The sequence below is a fragment of the [Flexibacter] sp. ATCC 35208 genome (genome assembly GCF_001975825.1).
GTDB lineage: Bacteria > Bacteroidota > Bacteroidia > Chitinophagales > Chitinophagaceae > Chitinophaga.
The window spans coordinates 47,252-65,172 of sequence record NZ_MTKN01000031.1; the positions used below are offsets into that span (position 1 = coordinate 47,252).

General features: G+C 45.5%; 16 protein-coding genes. 8 read left to right on the forward strand and 8 right to left on the reverse strand.

Annotated elements, in window-relative coordinates; translation table 11 throughout:
- Positions 1–39: 39 nt before the first annotated feature.
- The 3 genes from BW716_RS19650 to BW716_RS19660 are packed head-to-tail and all read left to right on the forward strand — an operon-like array spanning position 40 to position 2,228.
- Positions 40–690, forward strand: a complete 651-nt coding sequence (locus BW716_RS19650) for an ATP-binding cassette domain-containing protein (RefSeq protein ID WP_083725118.1) — start codon at positions 40–42, stop codon at positions 688–690.
- Positions 687–1,886 (forward strand): FtsX-like permease family protein, encoded by a 1,200-nt coding sequence (locus BW716_RS19655; protein WP_083725120.1) that lies wholly within the window; start codon positions 687–689, stop codon positions 1,884–1,886. The genes BW716_RS19650 and BW716_RS19655 overlap by 4 nt, the downstream gene beginning before the upstream one ends.
- Before the next feature lie 39 nt (positions 1,887–1,925).
- Positions 1,926–2,228: a Dabb family protein gene (locus BW716_RS19660; RefSeq protein ID WP_083725122.1), complete on the forward strand. Its 303-nt coding sequence runs from the start codon at positions 1,926–1,928 to the stop codon at positions 2,226–2,228.
- Between the two features lie 45 nt (positions 2,229–2,273).
- Here the strand turns inward: BW716_RS19660 and BW716_RS19665 are convergent, their stop codons facing one another.
- From BW716_RS19665 to BW716_RS19675, 3 genes are read right to left on the reverse strand one after another with little or no spacing between them, the layout of a single operon-like run.
- Positions 2,274–4,844: a DUF3857 domain-containing protein gene (locus BW716_RS19665; protein ID WP_083725124.1), complete on the reverse strand. Its 2,571-nt coding sequence runs from the start codon at positions 4,842–4,844 to the stop codon at positions 2,274–2,276.
- A 7-nt stretch (positions 4,845–4,851) separates the two neighbouring features.
- On the reverse strand, positions 4,852–5,958 hold the full coding sequence (locus BW716_RS19670; protein WP_235643896.1) for a DUF2891 domain-containing protein: 1,107 nt from the start codon (positions 5,956–5,958) through the stop codon (positions 4,852–4,854).
- 3 nt (positions 5,959–5,961) lie between these two features.
- The gene (locus BW716_RS19675) at positions 5,962–7,212 is read right to left on the reverse strand and encodes an NAD(P)/FAD-dependent oxidoreductase (RefSeq protein WP_083725126.1); all 1,251 of its coding nucleotides are present in this window, start codon (positions 7,210–7,212) and stop codon (positions 5,962–5,964) included.
- 67 nt (positions 7,213–7,279) lie between these two features.
- On the opposite strand from BW716_RS19675, the gene BW716_RS19680 reads away from it, so the two are divergent.
- Both BW716_RS19680 and BW716_RS19685 read left to right on the forward strand, forming a co-directional pair.
- Complete coding sequence (locus tag BW716_RS19680; RefSeq protein ID WP_083725128.1) at positions 7,280–7,591, forward strand: YbaB/EbfC family nucleoid-associated protein; 312 nt, start codon at positions 7,280–7,282, stop codon at positions 7,589–7,591.
- A 218-nt stretch (positions 7,592–7,809) separates the two neighbouring features.
- Complete coding sequence (locus BW716_RS19685; RefSeq protein ID WP_083725130.1) at positions 7,810–8,934, forward strand: tetratricopeptide repeat protein; 1,125 nt, start codon at positions 7,810–7,812, stop codon at positions 8,932–8,934.
- Here BW716_RS19685 and BW716_RS19690 read toward each other — a convergent pair.
- Both BW716_RS19690 and BW716_RS19695 read right to left on the reverse strand, forming a co-directional pair.
- Positions 8,920–9,573, reverse strand: coding sequence for a DUF2306 domain-containing protein (locus tag BW716_RS19690; RefSeq protein ID WP_235643898.1), 654 nt, complete (start codon positions 9,571–9,573; stop codon positions 8,920–8,922). The genes BW716_RS19685 and BW716_RS19690 overlap by 15 nt on opposite strands.
- Before the next feature lie 17 nt (positions 9,574–9,590).
- A complete protein-coding gene (locus tag BW716_RS19695) occupies positions 9,591–10,331 on the reverse strand; it encodes a hypothetical protein (RefSeq protein WP_143708920.1) in 741 nt (246 codons plus the stop codon).
- 132 nt (positions 10,332–10,463) lie between these two features.
- Here BW716_RS19695 and BW716_RS19700 point away from each other — a divergent pair, with 132 nt between their 5' ends.
- Positions 10,464–11,048, forward strand: a complete 585-nt coding sequence (locus BW716_RS19700; protein WP_143708921.1) for a hypothetical protein — start codon at positions 10,464–10,466, stop codon at positions 11,046–11,048.
- A 42-nt stretch (positions 11,049–11,090) separates the two neighbouring features.
- Here BW716_RS19700 and obgE read toward each other — a convergent pair whose 3' ends face one another.
- Positions 11,091–12,092: a GTPase ObgE gene (gene obgE, locus BW716_RS19705; RefSeq protein ID WP_083725136.1), complete on the reverse strand. Its 1,002-nt coding sequence runs from the start codon at positions 12,090–12,092 to the stop codon at positions 11,091–11,093.
- Between the two features lie 113 nt (positions 12,093–12,205).
- A complete protein-coding gene (locus tag BW716_RS19710) occupies positions 12,206–12,778 on the reverse strand; it encodes an adenylate kinase (RefSeq protein ID WP_072365842.1) in 573 nt (190 codons plus the stop codon).
- 406 nt (positions 12,779–13,184) lie between these two features.
- Between BW716_RS19710 and BW716_RS19715 the strand changes: the two genes are divergently transcribed.
- Positions 13,185–16,157, forward strand: a complete 2,973-nt coding sequence (locus BW716_RS19715) for a glycoside hydrolase family 3 N-terminal domain-containing protein (RefSeq protein ID WP_083725138.1) — start codon at positions 13,185–13,187, stop codon at positions 16,155–16,157.
- Between the two features lie 136 nt (positions 16,158–16,293).
- Here BW716_RS19715 and BW716_RS19720 read toward each other — a convergent pair whose 3' ends face one another.
- Positions 16,294–16,716 carry a hypothetical protein gene (locus BW716_RS19720; protein ID WP_083725140.1) on the reverse strand — a complete coding sequence of 141 codons (423 nt, stop codon included), beginning with the start codon at positions 16,714–16,716 and terminating at the stop codon, positions 16,294–16,296.
- A gap of 153 nt (positions 16,717–16,869) precedes the next feature.
- Here BW716_RS19720 and BW716_RS19725 point away from each other — a divergent pair, with 153 nt between their 5' ends.
- On the forward strand, positions 16,870–17,916 hold the full coding sequence (locus BW716_RS19725; protein WP_083725142.1) for a COX15/CtaA family protein: 1,047 nt from the start codon (positions 16,870–16,872) through the stop codon (positions 17,914–17,916).
- Positions 17,917–17,921 lie beyond the last annotated feature (5 nt).

A 17,921-nucleotide genomic window follows, 5' to 3' on the forward strand; every position in this document is an offset into this window, starting at 1 on the left:
CAGGATGATCTTTTGGTTTAATAAATATTTAATCGCAACATGCAGTTACAATTAGAAAATCTGCTTCCCATTCCTCTCAGGGATAAAATCCTGCAGCGCAATTCGGACATCTGGAATCAGGCCGTTACATTCACGCCCGGTAGTTTTGTCAAAATCAAGGCACCATCGGGCACAGGCAAGACAACCCTGGTCCACTACCTGTACAACATCCGGAACGACTATACCGGCAGGGTGCTGGTAGATGGCCAATCCTGGGATGCCTACAACAAAGACCAGATAGCCCGTATGCGTCAGCAGCAGGTCAGCGTCGTCTTCCAGGACCTCCGCATCTTCGAACAACTCACCGCACAGGAAAATATAGAGCTCAAAAGAGTGATGCTACCCAATCCATACTGTACCGCCGAAAAGGTGGCAGAAATGGCAGCCCGCCTGAGCGTATCGCACATCCTGAGCCAAAGCGGCAAAACACTCTCTTACGGAGAACGTCAGCGTATCGCCATCATCCGTGCACTGGTACAACCATTCGAATGGCTCATGATGGATGAACCCTTCAGCCACCTGGACGATGAGAATGCACAAAAGGCTGCTGATCTGATCGCAGAAGAATGCCGCGCCCGCAACGCCGGATTTATTTTAACAGACCTGGACAATGACAACAGGTTTGCCTACGACATACATTTCAATCTATGAAGCAATCGTTTTTTGGCTTACTCAAAAAGATCATTCAGACGGGCATAGGCAAAGGCCGCCTGGTTATGGCTACTACCGGTCTGGGTATCGCCATGTTCCTGCTGCTGCTGGCCCTACAGATGCATAAAGACTTTGATCAGTTGCTCTACAACCAGCAAAATCAGAATGAAAGCGTAGACTTCCTCGTCATCAACAAAAAGATCACGAACGATATGATGGGGCAGTCGGAGAAAAGTGAATTCACCCCACAGGAAATAGCCGATATCAAAAAGCAGCCATTCACCGCTGCCTTTGGCTTTATTACTTCTAATCAGTACAAGGTTTCCGCCGCTGCTCCCGGAGATCTGCACTTCTATACCGAAATGTTTTTCGAAGCCGTACCAGATACCTTCATCGATGTAAAGAGTGAAGACTGGAAATGGCAACCTGGTGATAATACCATTCCCATTATCCTGCCAAACGACTTCCTCAATCTATACAACTTCGGTTTTGCACTGAGCCAGGGATTACCACAAATTTCCCCTGAAACCATCAAAGCACTCCCGATGAAAATCACGATTTCAAAAGGGCTGCTTACGCAGGAATTTACAGGTAGGATCGTTGGCTTTTCAGATAGAATTTCTTCCTTCCTCGTACCCGGTAGTTTCATGGATTGGGCGAATGGAAAGTTTGGCAACGGACAGACGGCCGCTCCCAGCCGTGTGATCATTAAAACAAAAGATCCTTCCAATCCTGTACTGGTCAAATACCTGGAAGATAAAGGATATAGCACCAACCAGGATAAACTCAAATACAGCAAAACCAAAGTGATCCTGCAAACCATTGTATCTGTAATTGGGTTCTTTGGTTTGATATTACTGCTCTTTGCACTGTTAGTCTTCAGTATGTTTATACAGGTTGTGATCGCGAGCTGCAAGAGAGAGATACAACTGCTGGTGACTTTAGGTACTGCACCGCGACAACTACAGCGATACCTGATGCGACAATTCGTGCCTTTGTATATATTTACAGCGATCATCGCGCTCGTATTGATTACAGTATTGCAATGGAAAGCAGCTGGTATACTTGCGGGTATGAAGCTATTTGTATCTTCATGGATCAGCCCCGGCACCGCCGGTGCTGCAGTACTGGTGATCATACTTGTTTACATTGTGAACCTGTGGAGTGTGAAGCGATATATCAACGAGATCAGTTAATTCAATTTATTCTTCTAACACATAAAATGCAAGTTGAACATGTTTGTACACGTTGTAAATTTTTATCTGAAAGCAGATCTTTCGGCAGCTGATATCAAAACATTTGAAGAAGGTGTAAAATCCCTCAGTGCTGTGGAAACCCTCGTGACGTACAATGTAGGCAAACCTGCAGATACTGACAGACCAGTGATCGTTAAGGATTACAGTTATTGTCTGCTCACCGCGTTCAATGACGAGGCAGGGCACGACACCTATCAGGTACATCCTGTACACCTGGCATTCGTAGAAAACTGCAAACACCTGTGGGAAAAGGTAGTGATCTTCGATTCAGAATCTTTCTAAAAAACAGCGCCTGCTACATCATTAAAAAGGGTATTGATCTTTGTATCAGTACCCTTTTTCTTTGCTGATCACCGAACGGTGTGGCATAATAAAAGTTTCTTTCACCTGCTGTGATTGTAGCAGGTAAGGGGTGAACAATAAGCCTCTTACAAAAATGTATATAATGCCTCCCAGTTCCGCCGTTTCCCAGCTGGTTTTATATAGATAATGTGATAACCCTGTATCTATTACTCTGAAGAGGAGGGTACTCACCATAAAATACACCATCGCAGTCGGGAATGTATCCCTTCTATTGAGGAATAATGCAATCAGCAGTACGCTATATACAAAGAAGAATAATGCTGCTACCATCCGGAGTATAAACCAAAATTCCAGGAAGGAGGTGTTGCTGATGATATTGGTAGCCTTGCTAAGCTGCCCCCATGCTTTAAAACTAAAAAAGTCATTGTTGAAAATGGCCTGCAACATGGCCAGTGGTGTGAAGAATACAAAGAAGGCAATGATAAACAGGAACCCCCTTAGTTCAGCAGGTATCAGCACATCCTGCACCGGATAGATCGTATATTGGTTATACTTCCATGCCATCCGTGCAAAGAAGGCGAGGAAGAAAATAGCGAGTGTCAGCGTCACCCAGTTCACCGTATTATCAGTGGGTGTTGTTGTCGATATTGGATCATCCGGAGACCAGAATAGGCTGAAAGAAATAACATCATCCATTTTATTCCTGTCGCTTTCATACTGCGCTAAGTATTCGACGGGAATATTGTCCTGAAAGGTGTTGAATGTATAATGCAATGTCACATGCCTGCCTTCTACTGTAGGTGTAAATGTAAAAGCATAATAAGCATTACTGATCCTGACTGGTTCATTGCTTAAATACCATTCTATCGGCATATCCATGTCAATGGTATAATCCAGTGAATAAGGATAACGCATAGACAATGGTGAATGCGATTTACTATTTTTCTTTTTGCTAAGCTTCGGCAATGCTTCCTGTAGAATGCCGGCCGTTACAGGAATTTCGAGTTGTCCCGGTTCTTCTGTATCATTCTTCCAGGGTTCTTCCAGTTGATACCGTTCTATTACACTAAATTGATTCCTGATAGGGTTATCGATCGTTTTCAGTGCAGAATCAGTGTGTAATTCTCCATAAATATTCTTGTAGTAATCGAGATAGGATTTTTCCTGATCTTTCATACTGTTGTTGGCAAATACATCGCGTTGCTGATCGGCAAATCGCAGGGTGTATACGCTGTGAACAGTGAGGGTGCCTTTTTTGCTTTTGGAATCAGGCAGTATGAAGTGCTCTTTGATCGTCTGCGTGCCTATGTTATACTGAGGTATATTGGTGAGTGTATCACTGCCATCAGTATTGATAATCAGGGCCTGCTGATAATCAGGTATTGAATGCTCACGCAAAGGTCCGCGCTGATAACTAATGGTAGGATCTATCCAATAACTGCTGTCTCCCAATTGTGCATGCACAATTACGTGGTTGAACATAAATGGAGAGGGCAGATAGTCTGATACATGCGCCTTCAGATAGGTATTGGTATAAGCCATTCTGGCGTTGATACCATCCGCCTGCAGAAGAGTGGTAAGCAGTAGGGATTTGTCTTTACAATCACCGAAGCGTTGATCTAAAATCTTGTCGGGGCTGTTGGGCCGATGTGAATATTCACCCATTTCAATACCCATGTATCGAATGTCGTCCTGCACAAAGCGCATGGCGTTTTGGAGATACAATGTTTTGTCGTTGCCGGATTGTTTTTTCAGTTCAGCAATCCTTGCTTGCAGACGAGTGCCGGGAGCGGGAGGTGTGTTGATCTTTGCGCCCCAGTTGATGATTTCTGACCATGATTTGTATTCACTGGCTTGTACAAAAGGTATGGTAGTATACCATTCTGGTGCGTTGTCATCTTCATCAGCAGGCATCACATCCGCAATCTTCCATTCATACAATTGCATGCCGTTCCAGTTACTTTTTGCCGGCAGGCGTGCACCATTAAAAGCTTTGAAGTGGATGACCCTTGTCGGTGCTGCGATGAGCGCTTTGTAATAATTGACGATTGGATCGTAAGACGTGAAGTAAAATGTGTTGGCGTATTTGTGTTCGAAGATAGGATTCGCACCTTCGAGTGTGTAGGCGTATTCGATCTGATCGCCTTTGCGTACATCTTCAAGAATGTAGTAAGCGGTGAAGGTGCCGCTGTAAATAAACCGGGAGAGGTCCTCTTCCTTTTGGAGGAAGCGGAAGCGGGATGGATCCAGTTTGGTGATCACCTGACCATTCCGGCGGATGACCAGCTGGTGAAAGTGTAATTTTTCATAAGTAGGATCGTATTCCACAGATACCTCTGCACCATTCTGAATGCCTGCTTCCGATACAATCTGTCTGATAATATGCCTGTACACTGCGTTTTTCTCTGCATGGTGTTGTTCTTCCAGCAGGAGTAGAAAGTAGCCGTTACTCACTTCTCTTGCATCTGGTGCCTTGCCGAGGTCCGGCTTGTAAGGAGCCAGCCAGTCGGGCGTAGGTGAAACAGAGAAGTTTTTTTGGGCCAGAAGGCCAGCTGGCAATGCGAACAGGGATATTATCAGCAGAATGAATCGCATAAAGGAATTAGTTATTCTCGACAGTCAAGGCATACACAGCAAAGGATGCCAGCCAGTGTTCACCGGCGTAATCGCCGCTGGCTACATGTGGAATAGCAGCTTCCAGGTGCTGGTTGGCCAGTGCCTGAATGGCGGCGCTATTCTTTCCTGCATGACGGGCAATACCGTAGAGGCACCATGCACGGCTCAGGTTCAGACCATCCAGGTGTACCAGTTTACCATCGGTACGATCTTTTACCTGTGCTATAGGAAACAGCGTGATATTTTTAGCAAACAGTCCTGGCAGGAATTCCTGTATCCAGGTCTGGTATTGTGCAGCTGGCAGTATTCTCCACATCAGGTCTGCTTCTTCCAGGCAGGGGGAGAGAAAGTCGTAGCCGCCCGGTTCATAGCTGACAGGTCCGTTTTTGTCCGCCAGATAGAAACGGGTAGCAGCTGCTTTAATCGCATCCTGCAATGGCTGATCTTTCGCAGTTTCCGCATAATCCCATGCCAGGCAAAGGCCAAAGGCCAGGTTGGTATGTTCTCCTACACGGATGGGGTACATCAGTTTCCCCAGGAAGTCGATGTAGGCTTTGGAAAACTGGGTAGCCAGTGGTTGTACATTGGCAGCCAGCTCCCGGCCTTCTGGTGAGTTCCAGGTAAGCAGTTCTCTTTGCAGTTGTAGCAGCCAGCTCCAGCCATAGATGCGTTCAAAACCTTTGTTCTCTTTGTTGGTAAACAGTTTTTGTTCCTGCAGAATGTGTTCAGCAGTGAGGTTTTGTTGCAGTTTGGTCAGGATCAGTTCGTGCTGAGGCAGGGAAGGGAAGGATTTGAGTAACCTTACCAGCATCCAGTGACCATGCACGCTGCTATGCCAGTCGTAGCAACCATAAAAGGCAGGATGGTAATTCCGCGGGTTGGTCACCAGTGAGGTATCGGTAAATACCACACCTGTTTTGTACGGAAACTCCAGCTGCATACATTTCAATGGCAGTTTGGATAGATGAGCAGCACCATCGATGGTGAGTGCCAGATGACCCGCACTGTTGTGCATATAGAGCGGCTGTTGTGCAAAAGCAGTAGACATAAAAGTACTGATTAAGAGTGCACCCAATATGATGGACTTCTTCACGTGTTATCTGTTAAGCAGTAGTTTGAAATAAAAGGATGGTTTGGTGAGTCGCTTGCGCAGGTCTACCTCATAGAACATGCAGGAGAGGAGTTCCTGCAGTTGTTTGTTGCGGCTGCTCACTTTCATGAGCGTGTTGAACAACCATGGGTAGCGGATCAGCTTTTGCAGGCGGTGACTCAGTTTCAACTCAGGTCCCATCACACGGTATACTTCTGAATCGTATTTGGCCAGTTGGGCAGCGGAGAAATTATTCGCCTGCAGTGCTTCGTTTGCCTGTATGGCAGCTAAGCGGCCGGAGTAGAGCGCATTGCCGATACCTTCGCCAGTGAAGGGATCAATCAGGTAAGCAGCGTCGCCAACCAGCATATAGCGCTCACCATGCAGTACGCGTACTTTACTACCCAGCGGCAGACCATAACCTTCGATGCTGCTGATCAGTTCTGCGTCTTTAAAGCGCTCTTTGAATACCGGATCATTTGCGATAATATCCAGCATTTCCTTTTTCAGGTTGATCTTCTTTTTGCGTACCGCTTCGCTGAGAATACCTACGCCTACATTAACTTCGCCATTGGGCAGCGGAAAGACCCAGAAGTAGCCTGGGAGCAGGCTTTTCAGGAAGTGCAGTTCTATGAAGTTGTCAGGATTATTGCCGCTTACGTTTTTGTAATAGGCACGGATCCCTGCTACGTAGTGATTCGGCTCCATGGTGATACCAGCTACTTCTTTAGTAAAAGAAGAGTGGGCGCCATTGGCAATGATGAGCAGCTTAGCTTTTACCTGGAACCCGCCTTTGTTGCCGCTTACGAGGTAGCCATCTTCCAGCAGTTCGTATTTATCAACGTTTACATTTTCGTATAAACTGATTTCTTTGCGACGTTTGATTTCGTCTACGAGGAAGTTGTCAAAGTCCATGCGTTTGCACACATAGCCGATGGGAGTTTCCTTGTGACCATCGTTCTGGCTGTTGTAGTCGGGGCGATAGCCCACATCCAGGCTATGACGGCCGGGCGATACGAAGGTAACACCCCAGCTGTTTACTTTGAATTCAGCCTCTTTGAGGCGGGTTGCAATGGCAGGGTCGATACGGTTAAGCGCCGTGATTACTTTTCCACTCAATCCATCTCCACAAACCTTATCACGGGGAAAAACAGCTTTATCTACTACTACACATTCAACGCCGAGTTGTGCAAGTTGCAGTGCTGCTGCGGCACCGCCAGGACCGGCACCAATAATACATACTTTGGATTCCAACATGCTGGTGATTTAGGGTGTTAAGATAAAGAAAAGTGAAATATCTTCGCGGGCTAAAAATCATCCTACTATGTTTGATATGTTTGGAAAGCTGCAGGAAGCGCAGCAAAAAATGAAAGAAAGTAAAGAACGCCTGGCCCTGATCACTGTAGATGGTGAAGCTGGTGACGGTGCGGTAAAAGTAACCGTGACTGGCAATCGGGAGGTGAAAAGTCTGGAAATCGCAGAGAGATTGCTGGAAAAAGATCATAAAGAAGAGCTGGAAGACCTGGTGATCACGGCGCTGAACCGTGCGCTGAAGGCAGCAGAGAATACCTGGGAGTCTGAGATGAAAAGTGTGGCAGGTGGTATGCTGGGCCCGCTCGGAGGGTTATTGGGGTAATAGTGAAGCTATAGTGCCATAAGGTCACCAATAGACCACCAAAAGATCACCAAAAGGGCACTTCAATATCCCTGGGATATTGAAGTGCTCTTTTGGTGCCCTTTAAGTACTATGATGATATCGAAGACGTGATATGTTTTGATTGTGGTTTACCCCTTTATTAACCCTCTCGTATTATAAAAATCTTACATTATCTTTAGCTTATAAAGAACTCTCGTATGCGTCAATTGTTATTGTTTGTAACAACAGCCACTTTATTTGCCTGTAACGGGCCCTCGGAAAGCAAAAAGGGATTGTCATCTGATGTTACATTGACAGATCTTAACCTATATTCAGCCGATACTGTATTGATGGTGGCCAATGCAAATGCAGGTAAGAACAAGGAAGCAGACAAACTGTTCCTGCAAGCCATCGATGTTTATCGCAACAAAAAAGACCCGTCTCAGGCGGTAGCTCTCTTCAAAAAATCCATCCAGGCACAGCCACAGGCAAAAGCCTACTATGAAATGGGGAATGCCCTTGGCGATATCGGTGAACTGAAGGAAGGATTACAGTCATATGATATTGCGGATATACTGGACTATAAACCGCTGAATAAACTGCTTTATAACAAAGCCTGTTATTATTCCAGACTGGGTGATCAGGAAAAGGCGAAAACCTATCTCATATCAGCCATCGAATTTGGTTATGGCAATATTAAAAACCTGCAAAAGGATCCGGACCTGAACAATCTCAGAAAGGAAAATGGATATGCATTCAACGATATGATCCTGACGGCCATGTCCGGGGCGACTGATCCGGATAAACTGCAATGGGCGGTATTCAGCCATGAATTTGCGCAGGTAAAATTCCCCTTGTTGCTGGATATGAAATATGCTTCTAATATGACGGAAGATAGAATCATTTCTTATGATAATGAACGTTATGTACCAGAAATGCGTGACTATGCATTTTCAAGGGAAGTAGGTGCTGAATATTACAGGGTAGGGCTGGTCAAAGCCAATGATAGTAATCGCACGCTGATCTATGGCGTAGTTGATGAAATGGGGGGTAATACACTACCTGTGTACTACATTGCGAGCTTTAACAACAAAGGCGTATTGATCGATAAATTGCAAATTGGTGGTCAGAAAATCCTGAAAGATCCTTTCAAAGTAGCAACGATCAATGCGAACTATGATATCGAAGTTGCCAGCTTTCAGCTGACGTACGAAAAGGATCCGGATAAGGAAGGTTACGACGATAATAAGATCAGGGAACAAAAGGCATTGGGAAAAGATACTTATGCCATCAAAGAAGACGGCCATTTCGTGAAGAAGGATATGGTGCTAGGCATGCGTTAATTCCTTTTTGATCGGGTAAATCTTAGCCAGCTTTCTGATGATCAGTTCTGCAATGAGCAGGTTCAACGTCCAGCTTAACCAGGCAATGAGAATATAGGAAGCACGTGGGTGGATGTGAATATTGAACACATCTATCAGGTAGGCATACAGGCGTAAGCTGACTGCCGAAAGTGTGAGGGCATAGCTCCGGAGCATCATGGCACCATGTGACATCCATTTATGTTGTCTGGCATAATACCAGCCCATTGCGGTGGTATACATCCACAGAAGCGCGAGGATGACGAAACTGATACGTGCCGGCATGCCGCCATTCGCATAGAACGCCATTACTAAACCACTGGGGCCACTGAAACACAGTACCACCCCTGCATATATTGTCCCGGACCTGCGATGCAGGCCGGGATATTTTTTTATCACATACCAGCTGAATTGCAGTAGCCCGGTGAGCATGACTACAAAGCTGATGAATACATGTACATAGAAGCTGATCCGCCATGGACGGATATGATATACCCGTTGCTTGGTCATCAGGAAATCGGTGTACCTGTTCATAGCAAGATAGGGGATACTCAGCCTGATGAGCAGCCAGGTCGCAAACAGGATGCCGGCGGCTAATAAGGTGATACCCCCTTTCTTCAATATGTGCCGTGTGTTTATCAAGGTCCGGTCCAATAGCGAATGCTGTCAGTACTTTCTACTCCGGTCAGGAAGCGCTCGTCGCCTTCCCCTTCGAATTGAATAGAATAAATAGTGGCTGGCAGCGTAATGTCATTTCTCTTTTCCCATGTTACCAATACAGAATCACCTTTTTGTTCCCAGTTACCTCTTACAGTGATCATTTGCTGGGCAAAAGTTGAGTCACTATGCATTTCATAGTAGTTCAACGTACAGCTACCATCTTTTGCAAAGAGGATATCCCGGTGATCTCCGGCTAATGGATAATCATATTCGAAGCTAATGCCGTTACCTCCTGTCAATGAAACTTTTGCCAGGTCAAATGTTTTAGCTTTCAGGCTGGAATTATTCAGCGGCGTCCATTTGCCATTTCCTTTGCGATCATTGACAGAAAAGTGGATGGTGAACTTACCATCGTATGGATGATCGCCTGGTTCACTAAGGGTTACATCGAAACCGTTATCTACAATTTTATAACTGCCGCTTACATTACGACGAAGGCCATTGAGCACATTATAACCGGCGAGGTGGTTATTTTTTGCATAGTTGATGGTGATATAAATCTTTTTACCGTCGAAATCACCTTTATATAGTCCGATTAAACTGTCAGCCTGGTTTGAAACGGCTACTACAGTGCTATCCGAGACGGGGGGCGAAGAGGTTGACGACTTACAGGCGCAGAATATTGCGGCGATAAGACAAACTTGGATTAAGTACTTCACAGGGTAATTTTTTGTAAAGTAAGGCAAAAAAATTTAGTGATGAAAGAAGAGGCAATTCGTATATTTAGTTGACGTGATAATCCAAACCCCTACATCCCCATTTTAAATTTATAACAACCAAAATTTCTGTACATGAAACGAATCTTCTGTTCTGTTAATGCAATCCCTTTGTTAATGGCCATCGCCTTTATTGTATCCAGTTGTAGTAAAGAAGGAAAGACTGGTCCCCAGGGAGAAACAGGTACTACCGGCGCTACTGGTGCCACAGGTCCAAAGGGTGATGCCGGTACCGCAAATGTTATTTATTCTGACTGGCTTACAGTCGCTTTTTTGCCAGATACCATTCATAATACCGATGGTACGATTGATACCCTGGGTTTTTATGCTGACCTGGATGTACCTAAGCTGGACGATGCCCTGATCAGTACCGGCGAAATGAAAGTGTACCTGAATTTCGGGTCAGCGGCCACGCCTATCGTGACACCATTGCCCTATCTGAACATCTATTCCAGTTGGAATATTACGGCTACCTTCTTTACGGGAGGCATTGAATTGTATTCGAATGGAGATGCAGGTACCTGGACGGATGGAAGCGGAAATGTCAGGTGGCAATACAGATACGTGCTGATTCCTGGTGGTACGGAAGCGAGGAAGGCAAAGACCGTGGATATGAGTGACTACAAGGCGGTAAAAGCCTGGCTGGGGTTAAAAGATTAAAAGAAAAAAGCGCTTCTGCCAGTGACAGAAGCGCTTTTTTTATTATACAGTTTTTGTATTCAATGCATTCCACAACATATCTTTCAGCTGTGGCAATCCCTGTTGTGTAACCGACGAAATGAACACATGCGGTACATCTTTAGGCAGTTCTGCTGCAATAGCCTCTTTCAGCTCATCGTCCAGCATATCGCTCTTACTGATAGCCAGCAGGAACTGTTTATCCAGCAATTCAGGATTGTACATCTCCAGCTCATTCACCAGGATATCAAAATCCTTTCTGTGATCGGAGCTATCTGCCGGAATGAGGAACAACAACACGGGGTTTCTTTCGATATGTCTTAAGAAACGGTGTCCTAATCCTTTCCCTTCATGCGCACCTTCAATGATCCCTGGTAAATCTGCAATACAGAATGAACGATCATTTCTATATGCTACCATCCCCAATTGTGGGGTCAGGGTTGTAAATGCATAATCTGCGATCTTAGGTGTAGCTGCTGTGATAGTAGAGAGGAGTGTAGACTTTCCTGCATTCGGAAATCCTACCAGACCTACATCTGCCAGCATTTTCAATTCCAGCGCTTTCCAGCCTTCTGTGCTTGGCATACCGGGCTGTGAGTACTCTGGTGCCTGGTTAGTAGCTGATTTAAAGTAGGCGTTACCACGACCACCCTGGCCACCTGGTATCCAGATCACTTCTTCCCCGTCGTGAAGTATTTCTACTTCCAGTGCCCCGGTTTCCTCGTCAAAGGCCTGGGTACCTAATGGAACCTCTATGATCACATCTTCACCATTACGGCCGGTGCTGTTATTGTCCCGCCCGTTACCCCCATCTTCTGCGACTACGTTCTTGTACCAGCGCAGGTGTAGCAAGGTCCAAAGCTGGGAATTGCCTCTGAGTATGATATGGCCGCCACGACCACCGTCACCGCCATCAGGGCCGGCTTCAGGGTTGTATTTGGTACGCATAAAGTGGGCGCTACCGGCGCCGCCTTTACCCGATTTGACGGATATCCTGATATAGTCAACGAAATTGCCTCTTTCCAATGTGGAGCGATTTATTTATAAATTTAAAAACGCAAAGATCGTGAAGTTCATCCACTTTACATGGATGGTTACTTACGATCTTTGCGTCTAATATGATAAGATCAGCCTGCTGATTAAACTTTTTCTTCTACCAGCGGGTCGATTTCTTTGCTTAAGCGAGCGAAAATTTCATCAACAGTACCTTCACCATTCACTTTCTTAAACTTGCCGAAACGGGCATAGTGGTCAGCTACAGGAGCGGTCTTGTTGTGATATTCTACGAAACGCTCACGGATGGTTTTTTCATTATCATCCGGACGCTTTCTGGCCAGCAGACGCTGTACCAGGTTATCTTCATGTACCTCCAGAGAGAGTACGTTGGAGATAGCGGTCTTTTTCAGGTCCAGCAGTTTGTCCAGTGCTTCTGCCTGGGCAGTAGTACGTGGAAAGCCGTCAAAAATAAAACCTCTTGCTTCCGGATTGGCTTCGAGTTTCGAACTGATCATACCAATCACAACAGCATCCGGAACCAGTAGTCCCTGGTCCATCAGGCGCTTTGCTTCCATGCCCAGGGGAGTCTGAGCAGCAATCTCTCCACGCAGCAGGTCACCAGTAGACAGGTGAATCAGCCCGTATTTTTCAATCAGGTTCGCACTTTGTGTACCCTTACCGCTACCGGGAGGGCCAAATAGAATAATATTGACCATGTGTTTAAAAAAACTTTAGCAAGATTGCAAATATAGCAAACAATTGAATGTATAGGTAACAAAAATTACCCTTGCTTGAATAACATGAAATATTTAAGAAAATCTGTAGATATGTTTTAATGATTTGCTGGAAATAATGGATTATTTTTAAGCAGATTGTTCCATAACGAAGAAAAAAATGGTTGTTCGAGGGTCATAGTCGAAAGATATTTTATTATGTTTAAGGATTACAGGTCATTTGTTCCTACCTCTTCATGTAAATATAAGTATTTATACTGCCGCTTTACAGCCGTGAATCTGTAGGGTAGCATAATAATTGGGACTCAAAATTTAATTAGGGCGCACCTCCCTGGGTAGGGAGATAATTTCCCGTATGATAACTTTTTTATTGACAAGCAGAAAGACTATGAAGCAGTTAATGATCTTAGGACTCTCCGGATTATTTTTAGCAGGCTCGGCTCATAAACCAGCCCCGCCACAAAATGGTCCGGTACCAAAACTATTACAAGCAGACGCTGCCGCTACGCATTGGGTGGACAGTGTATTCAAATCACTCAACAACGATGAGCGTATTGCTCAGCTTATCATGATCAGGGCACACTCTAACCTTGGCGCCGATCATGTCAGGAAAATCGCCAAAGACATCAAAGACAACAAAGTTGGTGGTCTGATTTTCTTTCAGGGTGGCCCGGTACGACAGGCCCTCCTCACCAATTACTACCAATCTATTTCCCAAACTCCACTCATGATCGCCATTGATGGCGAATGGGGCCTTGGTATGCGGCTCGACAGCGTGATCAGCCTGCCCCGCAACCTCATGATCGGTGCGGCACAAGACAGTACCCTCGCTTACAGGGCTGGTAAAGTACTTGGTCAGCAATGCCGCAGACTGGGCATACATGTAGATTATGCCCCGGATATGGATATCAATAATAATCCTAACAATCCTGTTATCAACGACCGTTCTTTCGGGCAAGATAAATACCAGGTAGCCCGCATGGGTGTGCAAATGATCAAAGGCATCCAGGATCAGGGTGTAATGGCGGTGGCCAAACACTTCCCCGGTCATGGTGATACTGATACAGACTCTCACCTGGATATGCCGGTGATCCGCAAATCCAGGGCACAACTGGATTCGCTCGAATTATATCCGTTCAGACAAGCCATAGATGCAGGCGTAGCCAGCATCATGATGGCGCACCTGTACATTCCTGCCATCGACAGTACGCCTAATACGCCGACCTCCATTTCGCACAAAGCGGTAACTGACCTGCTCAAAGGCGAATATGGCTACAAAGGCATCGTCATTACCGATGCACTTGAAATGAAAGGTATCGCCAAGTTTTACTCCGGTGGAGAAGAAGCTGCGAGGTCGCTGGTAGCTGGCAACGATATGCTTATGCTGCCTTCTACGGCGGAAGGAAGTGTAAATGCGATAAAAAGAGCGATTCGTCGTGGTGAAGTTACCTGGGATGATGTGAATGAAAGAGTGAAAAAAGTGCTGCTGGCCAAATATAACCTGGGTCTGAATAAGCCACAGGTGGTAGAAACGGCCAATATTGCTGCAGATCTGAATGCAGTAACCGATACCCTGATCAGGGATATTGGCCGCCAGTCGCTGACGTTGCTGAAAAATGATAATCAGTTGATCCCTTTCAAACCACATACACCTGGCAAAGTTGCTGTGATAGCCGTAGGCGCAGATGTGAACAACTCCTTCCTGCAAACTATCAAGGCCACCCGTCCGGATGTAAATTCATTCATCTTCACCTCCCGTCAGTCAGAAGCACAGGTTGCACCGATCGTAGAAAGGCTGAAGAAAGAATTCCAGGCAGTGATCATTGGTGTACACAACTACAGCCGCAGACCTGCTTACAATTTCGGTATCAGTTCTGCAGAGCGCTTGCTGGTACAACGTCTGCAACTGGAAATGCCGTCTGCTACCGTTGTATTTGGTAATCCCTATGCAATCCAATATTTCTGCGATGCACCTACGATCGTAGCCGCTTACGAAGATGATGATTCTACACAGAAAGCGGCAGCACAACTGCTGTTTGGACAACTGATTCCAACAGGTCGTCTGCCTGTGACTGTATGTCCGAACTTCGCGTATGGTACTGGTATTGTACCTGCTACAACGCCACCGGCCATTGCGCTGGAACCACTGGAAGAAGTGGCGCCGGGCAAAGTAGGTATGAATGCTGCGACATTGTCAAAAATTGATAAACTGATTGCAGATATGATCTCCAAAGGTGCTGCGCCGGGCTGTGAAGTACTGGCGATGAGAGATGGCAAAATTGTATATAACAAAGCATTTGGTAACTACGACTATAGCAGCAATGAACCAGTTACACATTCCAGCATCTATGATCTGGCTTCTGTGACCAAGGTCTGTGCAACCACGGTCTCTGTTATGAAATTGTATGATGAGGGAAAACTGAGTCTGGATGCAACATTGGGTGATTATCTGCCAATGGTGAGAGGGAGTAATAAAGCGGGGTTGAAAATCAGGGATGTGCTGTTGCACCAGGCAGGTTTAGTATCATTCATACCATTCTACCAGAGTGTGCTCATGAATGGTGGTGCACCTGATACAGCGTTGTTCCACAGCTATGCGGACTCTGTGTATTCAAAGCGGGTGGCGGAACACCTGTACATGAAAGATACTTACATAGATACCATGTTCCAGAAAATTCTGGACAGCCCGCTGAAACCACAGCAGGGATATGTGTACAGTGATAATGATTTTATCTTCCTGGGCAAAGTCGTAGAAGCCATCACTGGTCAGAAACTGAACCACTATGTGAGAGAAACTTTTTACGAACCACTGGGCATGACTACAACAGGATTTAAGCCGAGAGAGCGTTTCCCGCTTTCAGAAATTGCACCTACAGAGAATGAGCGTACATTCCGTATGCAATGGATCAGGGGAGATGTACATGATCCTGGTGCTGCAATGTTTGGTGGTGTAGCAGGCCATGCCGGTTTATTTTCCAATGCAGAAGACCTGGCTGTACTGATGCAGATGTTACTGAATGGCGGTAGCTATGGTGGTAAGCGTTTCATCAAAGAAGAAACGATCAGATTATTTACTGCTTACAACAGCAATATCAGCCGTCGTGGTTTAGGCTTCGATAAGCCTGAGAAAAACAACGGCAAACATGGGGAAGCATATCCTGCCAAAAGTGCTTCTGCACTTACCTTCGGCCACACCGGTTTTACAGGTACCTGTATCTGGGTAGATCCGGCATCTAAGCTGGTGTTTATCTTCCTGAGCAACAGGGTATGTCCTGCTGGCGGTGACAACAAAAAGCTGATCACCATGCATGTAAGGGAAAATATAATGGAAGTGCTGTACGAAGCAATGAATGAGAAGTAGTGCCTGGCGTAGAGCCCTCTGAATAGGAAGGCTCTACGTGCACATACATATATACATACGATAGGGATCTCTCATAAGTTAGGCAATAGAGACAACTGAGGTATGCACAATTGCGCCACTCAGGTGTCTCTATTTTTTATTGGACAGAAACAGTTCTGTTGATGCTGGTTTCGGTTCTGATACCGATTACTTTTTCTGCCAGGCGGGTTTTACCTCTTCTGATTTCGAAGGTATAAGAACCATCCTGCAGGTCTGCCAGGTTAAAACGGGCTTTATAAACAAGTGTTACCGGCAGTGATTCCTGATGCAAAGTAGTGTTGTTGGCATCCTTGATGCTCAGGATTATTTTGTCGCTGCCTGGATTTTCTACGGTTACGCGAAATACCAGTTCACTTCCTGTTACCTGTGCCACATCCAGTTTGAAATCACTGGAGGCGGTCGGCTGTTCGGTGTTGCCAGCAGTTGTTTTTACTTTGTTCAACGCAAAGTCCTGGGCTACAGCAATAGATTGGCTAAAAAGGATAGTAGCAATAACTGCTAAAAATTGTATGTGTTTCATACAAAAGTTTGTTTTTATGTTTTGATGTTTTCAGGGTCCCTTTTGTCGCCGCAAAGATCAGGAGGTTTTGTTAAGAGAATATTATGGAGATGTTAAGAAAGCATTACTAATGTCATATCTCAAAGTACTAACTTTGCCATCGATTTTTGATTTATGGAAAGACTGACAACACAACAGCAAAGGCCGGTAGCGATCTGGTTATATATAGGGGTGGGTATGCTTATTATTCAGGTATTACTGGGCGGGTTGACCCGTCTCACAGGTTCCGGCCTGTCTATTACCGAATGGCAACCCATATTGGGCGCATTTCCTCCTATGAATGAAGCGGCCTGGCAAAAAGCCTTTGATCATTATAAAGAAATCGGGCAGGCGAAGTATGTCAATAATCATTTTACATTATCAGATTTCAAAGGAATTTATTTCTGGGAGTGGTTGCATCGTGACTGGGCCCGCCTGATGGGATTAGTGTTCGCTGTAGGGTTTGTCTACTTTTTAATAAAGAAAAAGATAGATCGTTCTATGATACGCCCTATGGTGATCCTGTTTTTATTAGGAGGATTACAGGGGGCTATTGGCTGGATCATGGTGAAGAGTGGACTGAATGAAGAGAACCTATATGTAAACCATATACGATTGGCCATTCACTTTCTGGCAGCATTGTCTCTACTGGTATATGTGTTGTGGTTTGCCCTCAGGTTGAGTACGCCGGTGAAGGAAATACTGGTAGCACCCGGATTGAAAAAACTGAATGCATGGTTGCTGGGTTTATTGACTGTACAGCTGTTCTTTGGTGCATTGATGGCGGGATTGCATGCGGCGCTGGCTGCGAGCACCTGGCCGGATATCAATGGGGTGTGGGTACCGGGTACTATGTTTACACAGGGAAATTTTTTAGAAGATCTGACCCACAATACGCAGACTATTCATTTTGTACATAGAAACCTGGCTTACCTGATTACGATCCTGGTGGTGATCTGGTGGTGGAAGGCTGCATCTGAAACACCAGATCATAGTCTGCTGCAAAGAATTCGTTATCTGCCACTGCTGCTGGTATTGGTACAGGTATTACTGGGGGTGCTCACATTGCTGGGTAGCCAGATCCACATTCCTATTTTGCAGGCGATATTACATCAGTGTGTAGGCATGTTGTTGCTATTGGTATTGGTGTGGACGTATTTTCTGAGTTACGGAAAAAAATAATTTTT

Bases quoted from the DNA above. Each gene is read 5' to 3' on its own strand.
- BW716_RS19655 (WP_083725120.1), top strand. From the start codon at position 687: ATGAAGCAATCGTTTTTTGGCTTACTCAAAAAGATCATTCAGACGGGC.
- BW716_RS19725 (WP_083725142.1), top strand. From the start codon at position 16,870: ATGGAAAGACTGACAACACAACAGCAAAGGCCGGTAGCGATCTGGTTA.
- BW716_RS19710 (WP_072365842.1), bottom strand. From the start codon at position 12,778: ATGGTCAATATTATTCTATTTGGCCCTCCCGGTAGCGGTAAGGGTACA.
- BW716_RS19680 (WP_083725128.1), top strand. From the start codon at position 7,280: ATGTTTGATATGTTTGGAAAGCTGCAGGAAGCGCAGCAAAAAATGAAA.
- BW716_RS19650 (WP_083725118.1), top strand. From the start codon at position 40: ATGCAGTTACAATTAGAAAATCTGCTTCCCATTCCTCTCAGGGATAAA.
- BW716_RS19715 (WP_083725138.1), top strand. From the start codon at position 13,185: ATGAAGCAGTTAATGATCTTAGGACTCTCCGGATTATTTTTAGCAGGC.
- BW716_RS19665 (WP_083725124.1), bottom strand. From the start codon at position 4,844: ATGCGATTCATTCTGCTGATAATATCCCTGTTCGCATTGCCAGCTGGC.
- BW716_RS19660 (WP_083725122.1), top strand. From the start codon at position 1,926: ATGTTTGTACACGTTGTAAATTTTTATCTGAAAGCAGATCTTTCGGCA.
- BW716_RS19685 (WP_083725130.1), top strand. From the start codon at position 7,810: ATGCGTCAATTGTTATTGTTTGTAACAACAGCCACTTTATTTGCCTGT.
- BW716_RS19675 (WP_083725126.1), bottom strand. From the start codon at position 7,212: ATGTTGGAATCCAAAGTATGTATTATTGGTGCCGGTCCTGGCGGTGCC.
- BW716_RS19700 (WP_143708921.1), top strand. From the start codon at position 10,464: ATGAAACGAATCTTCTGTTCTGTTAATGCAATCCCTTTGTTAATGGCC.
- BW716_RS19720 (WP_083725140.1), bottom strand. From the start codon at position 16,716: ATGAAACACATACAATTTTTAGCAGTTATTGCTACTATCCTTTTTAGC.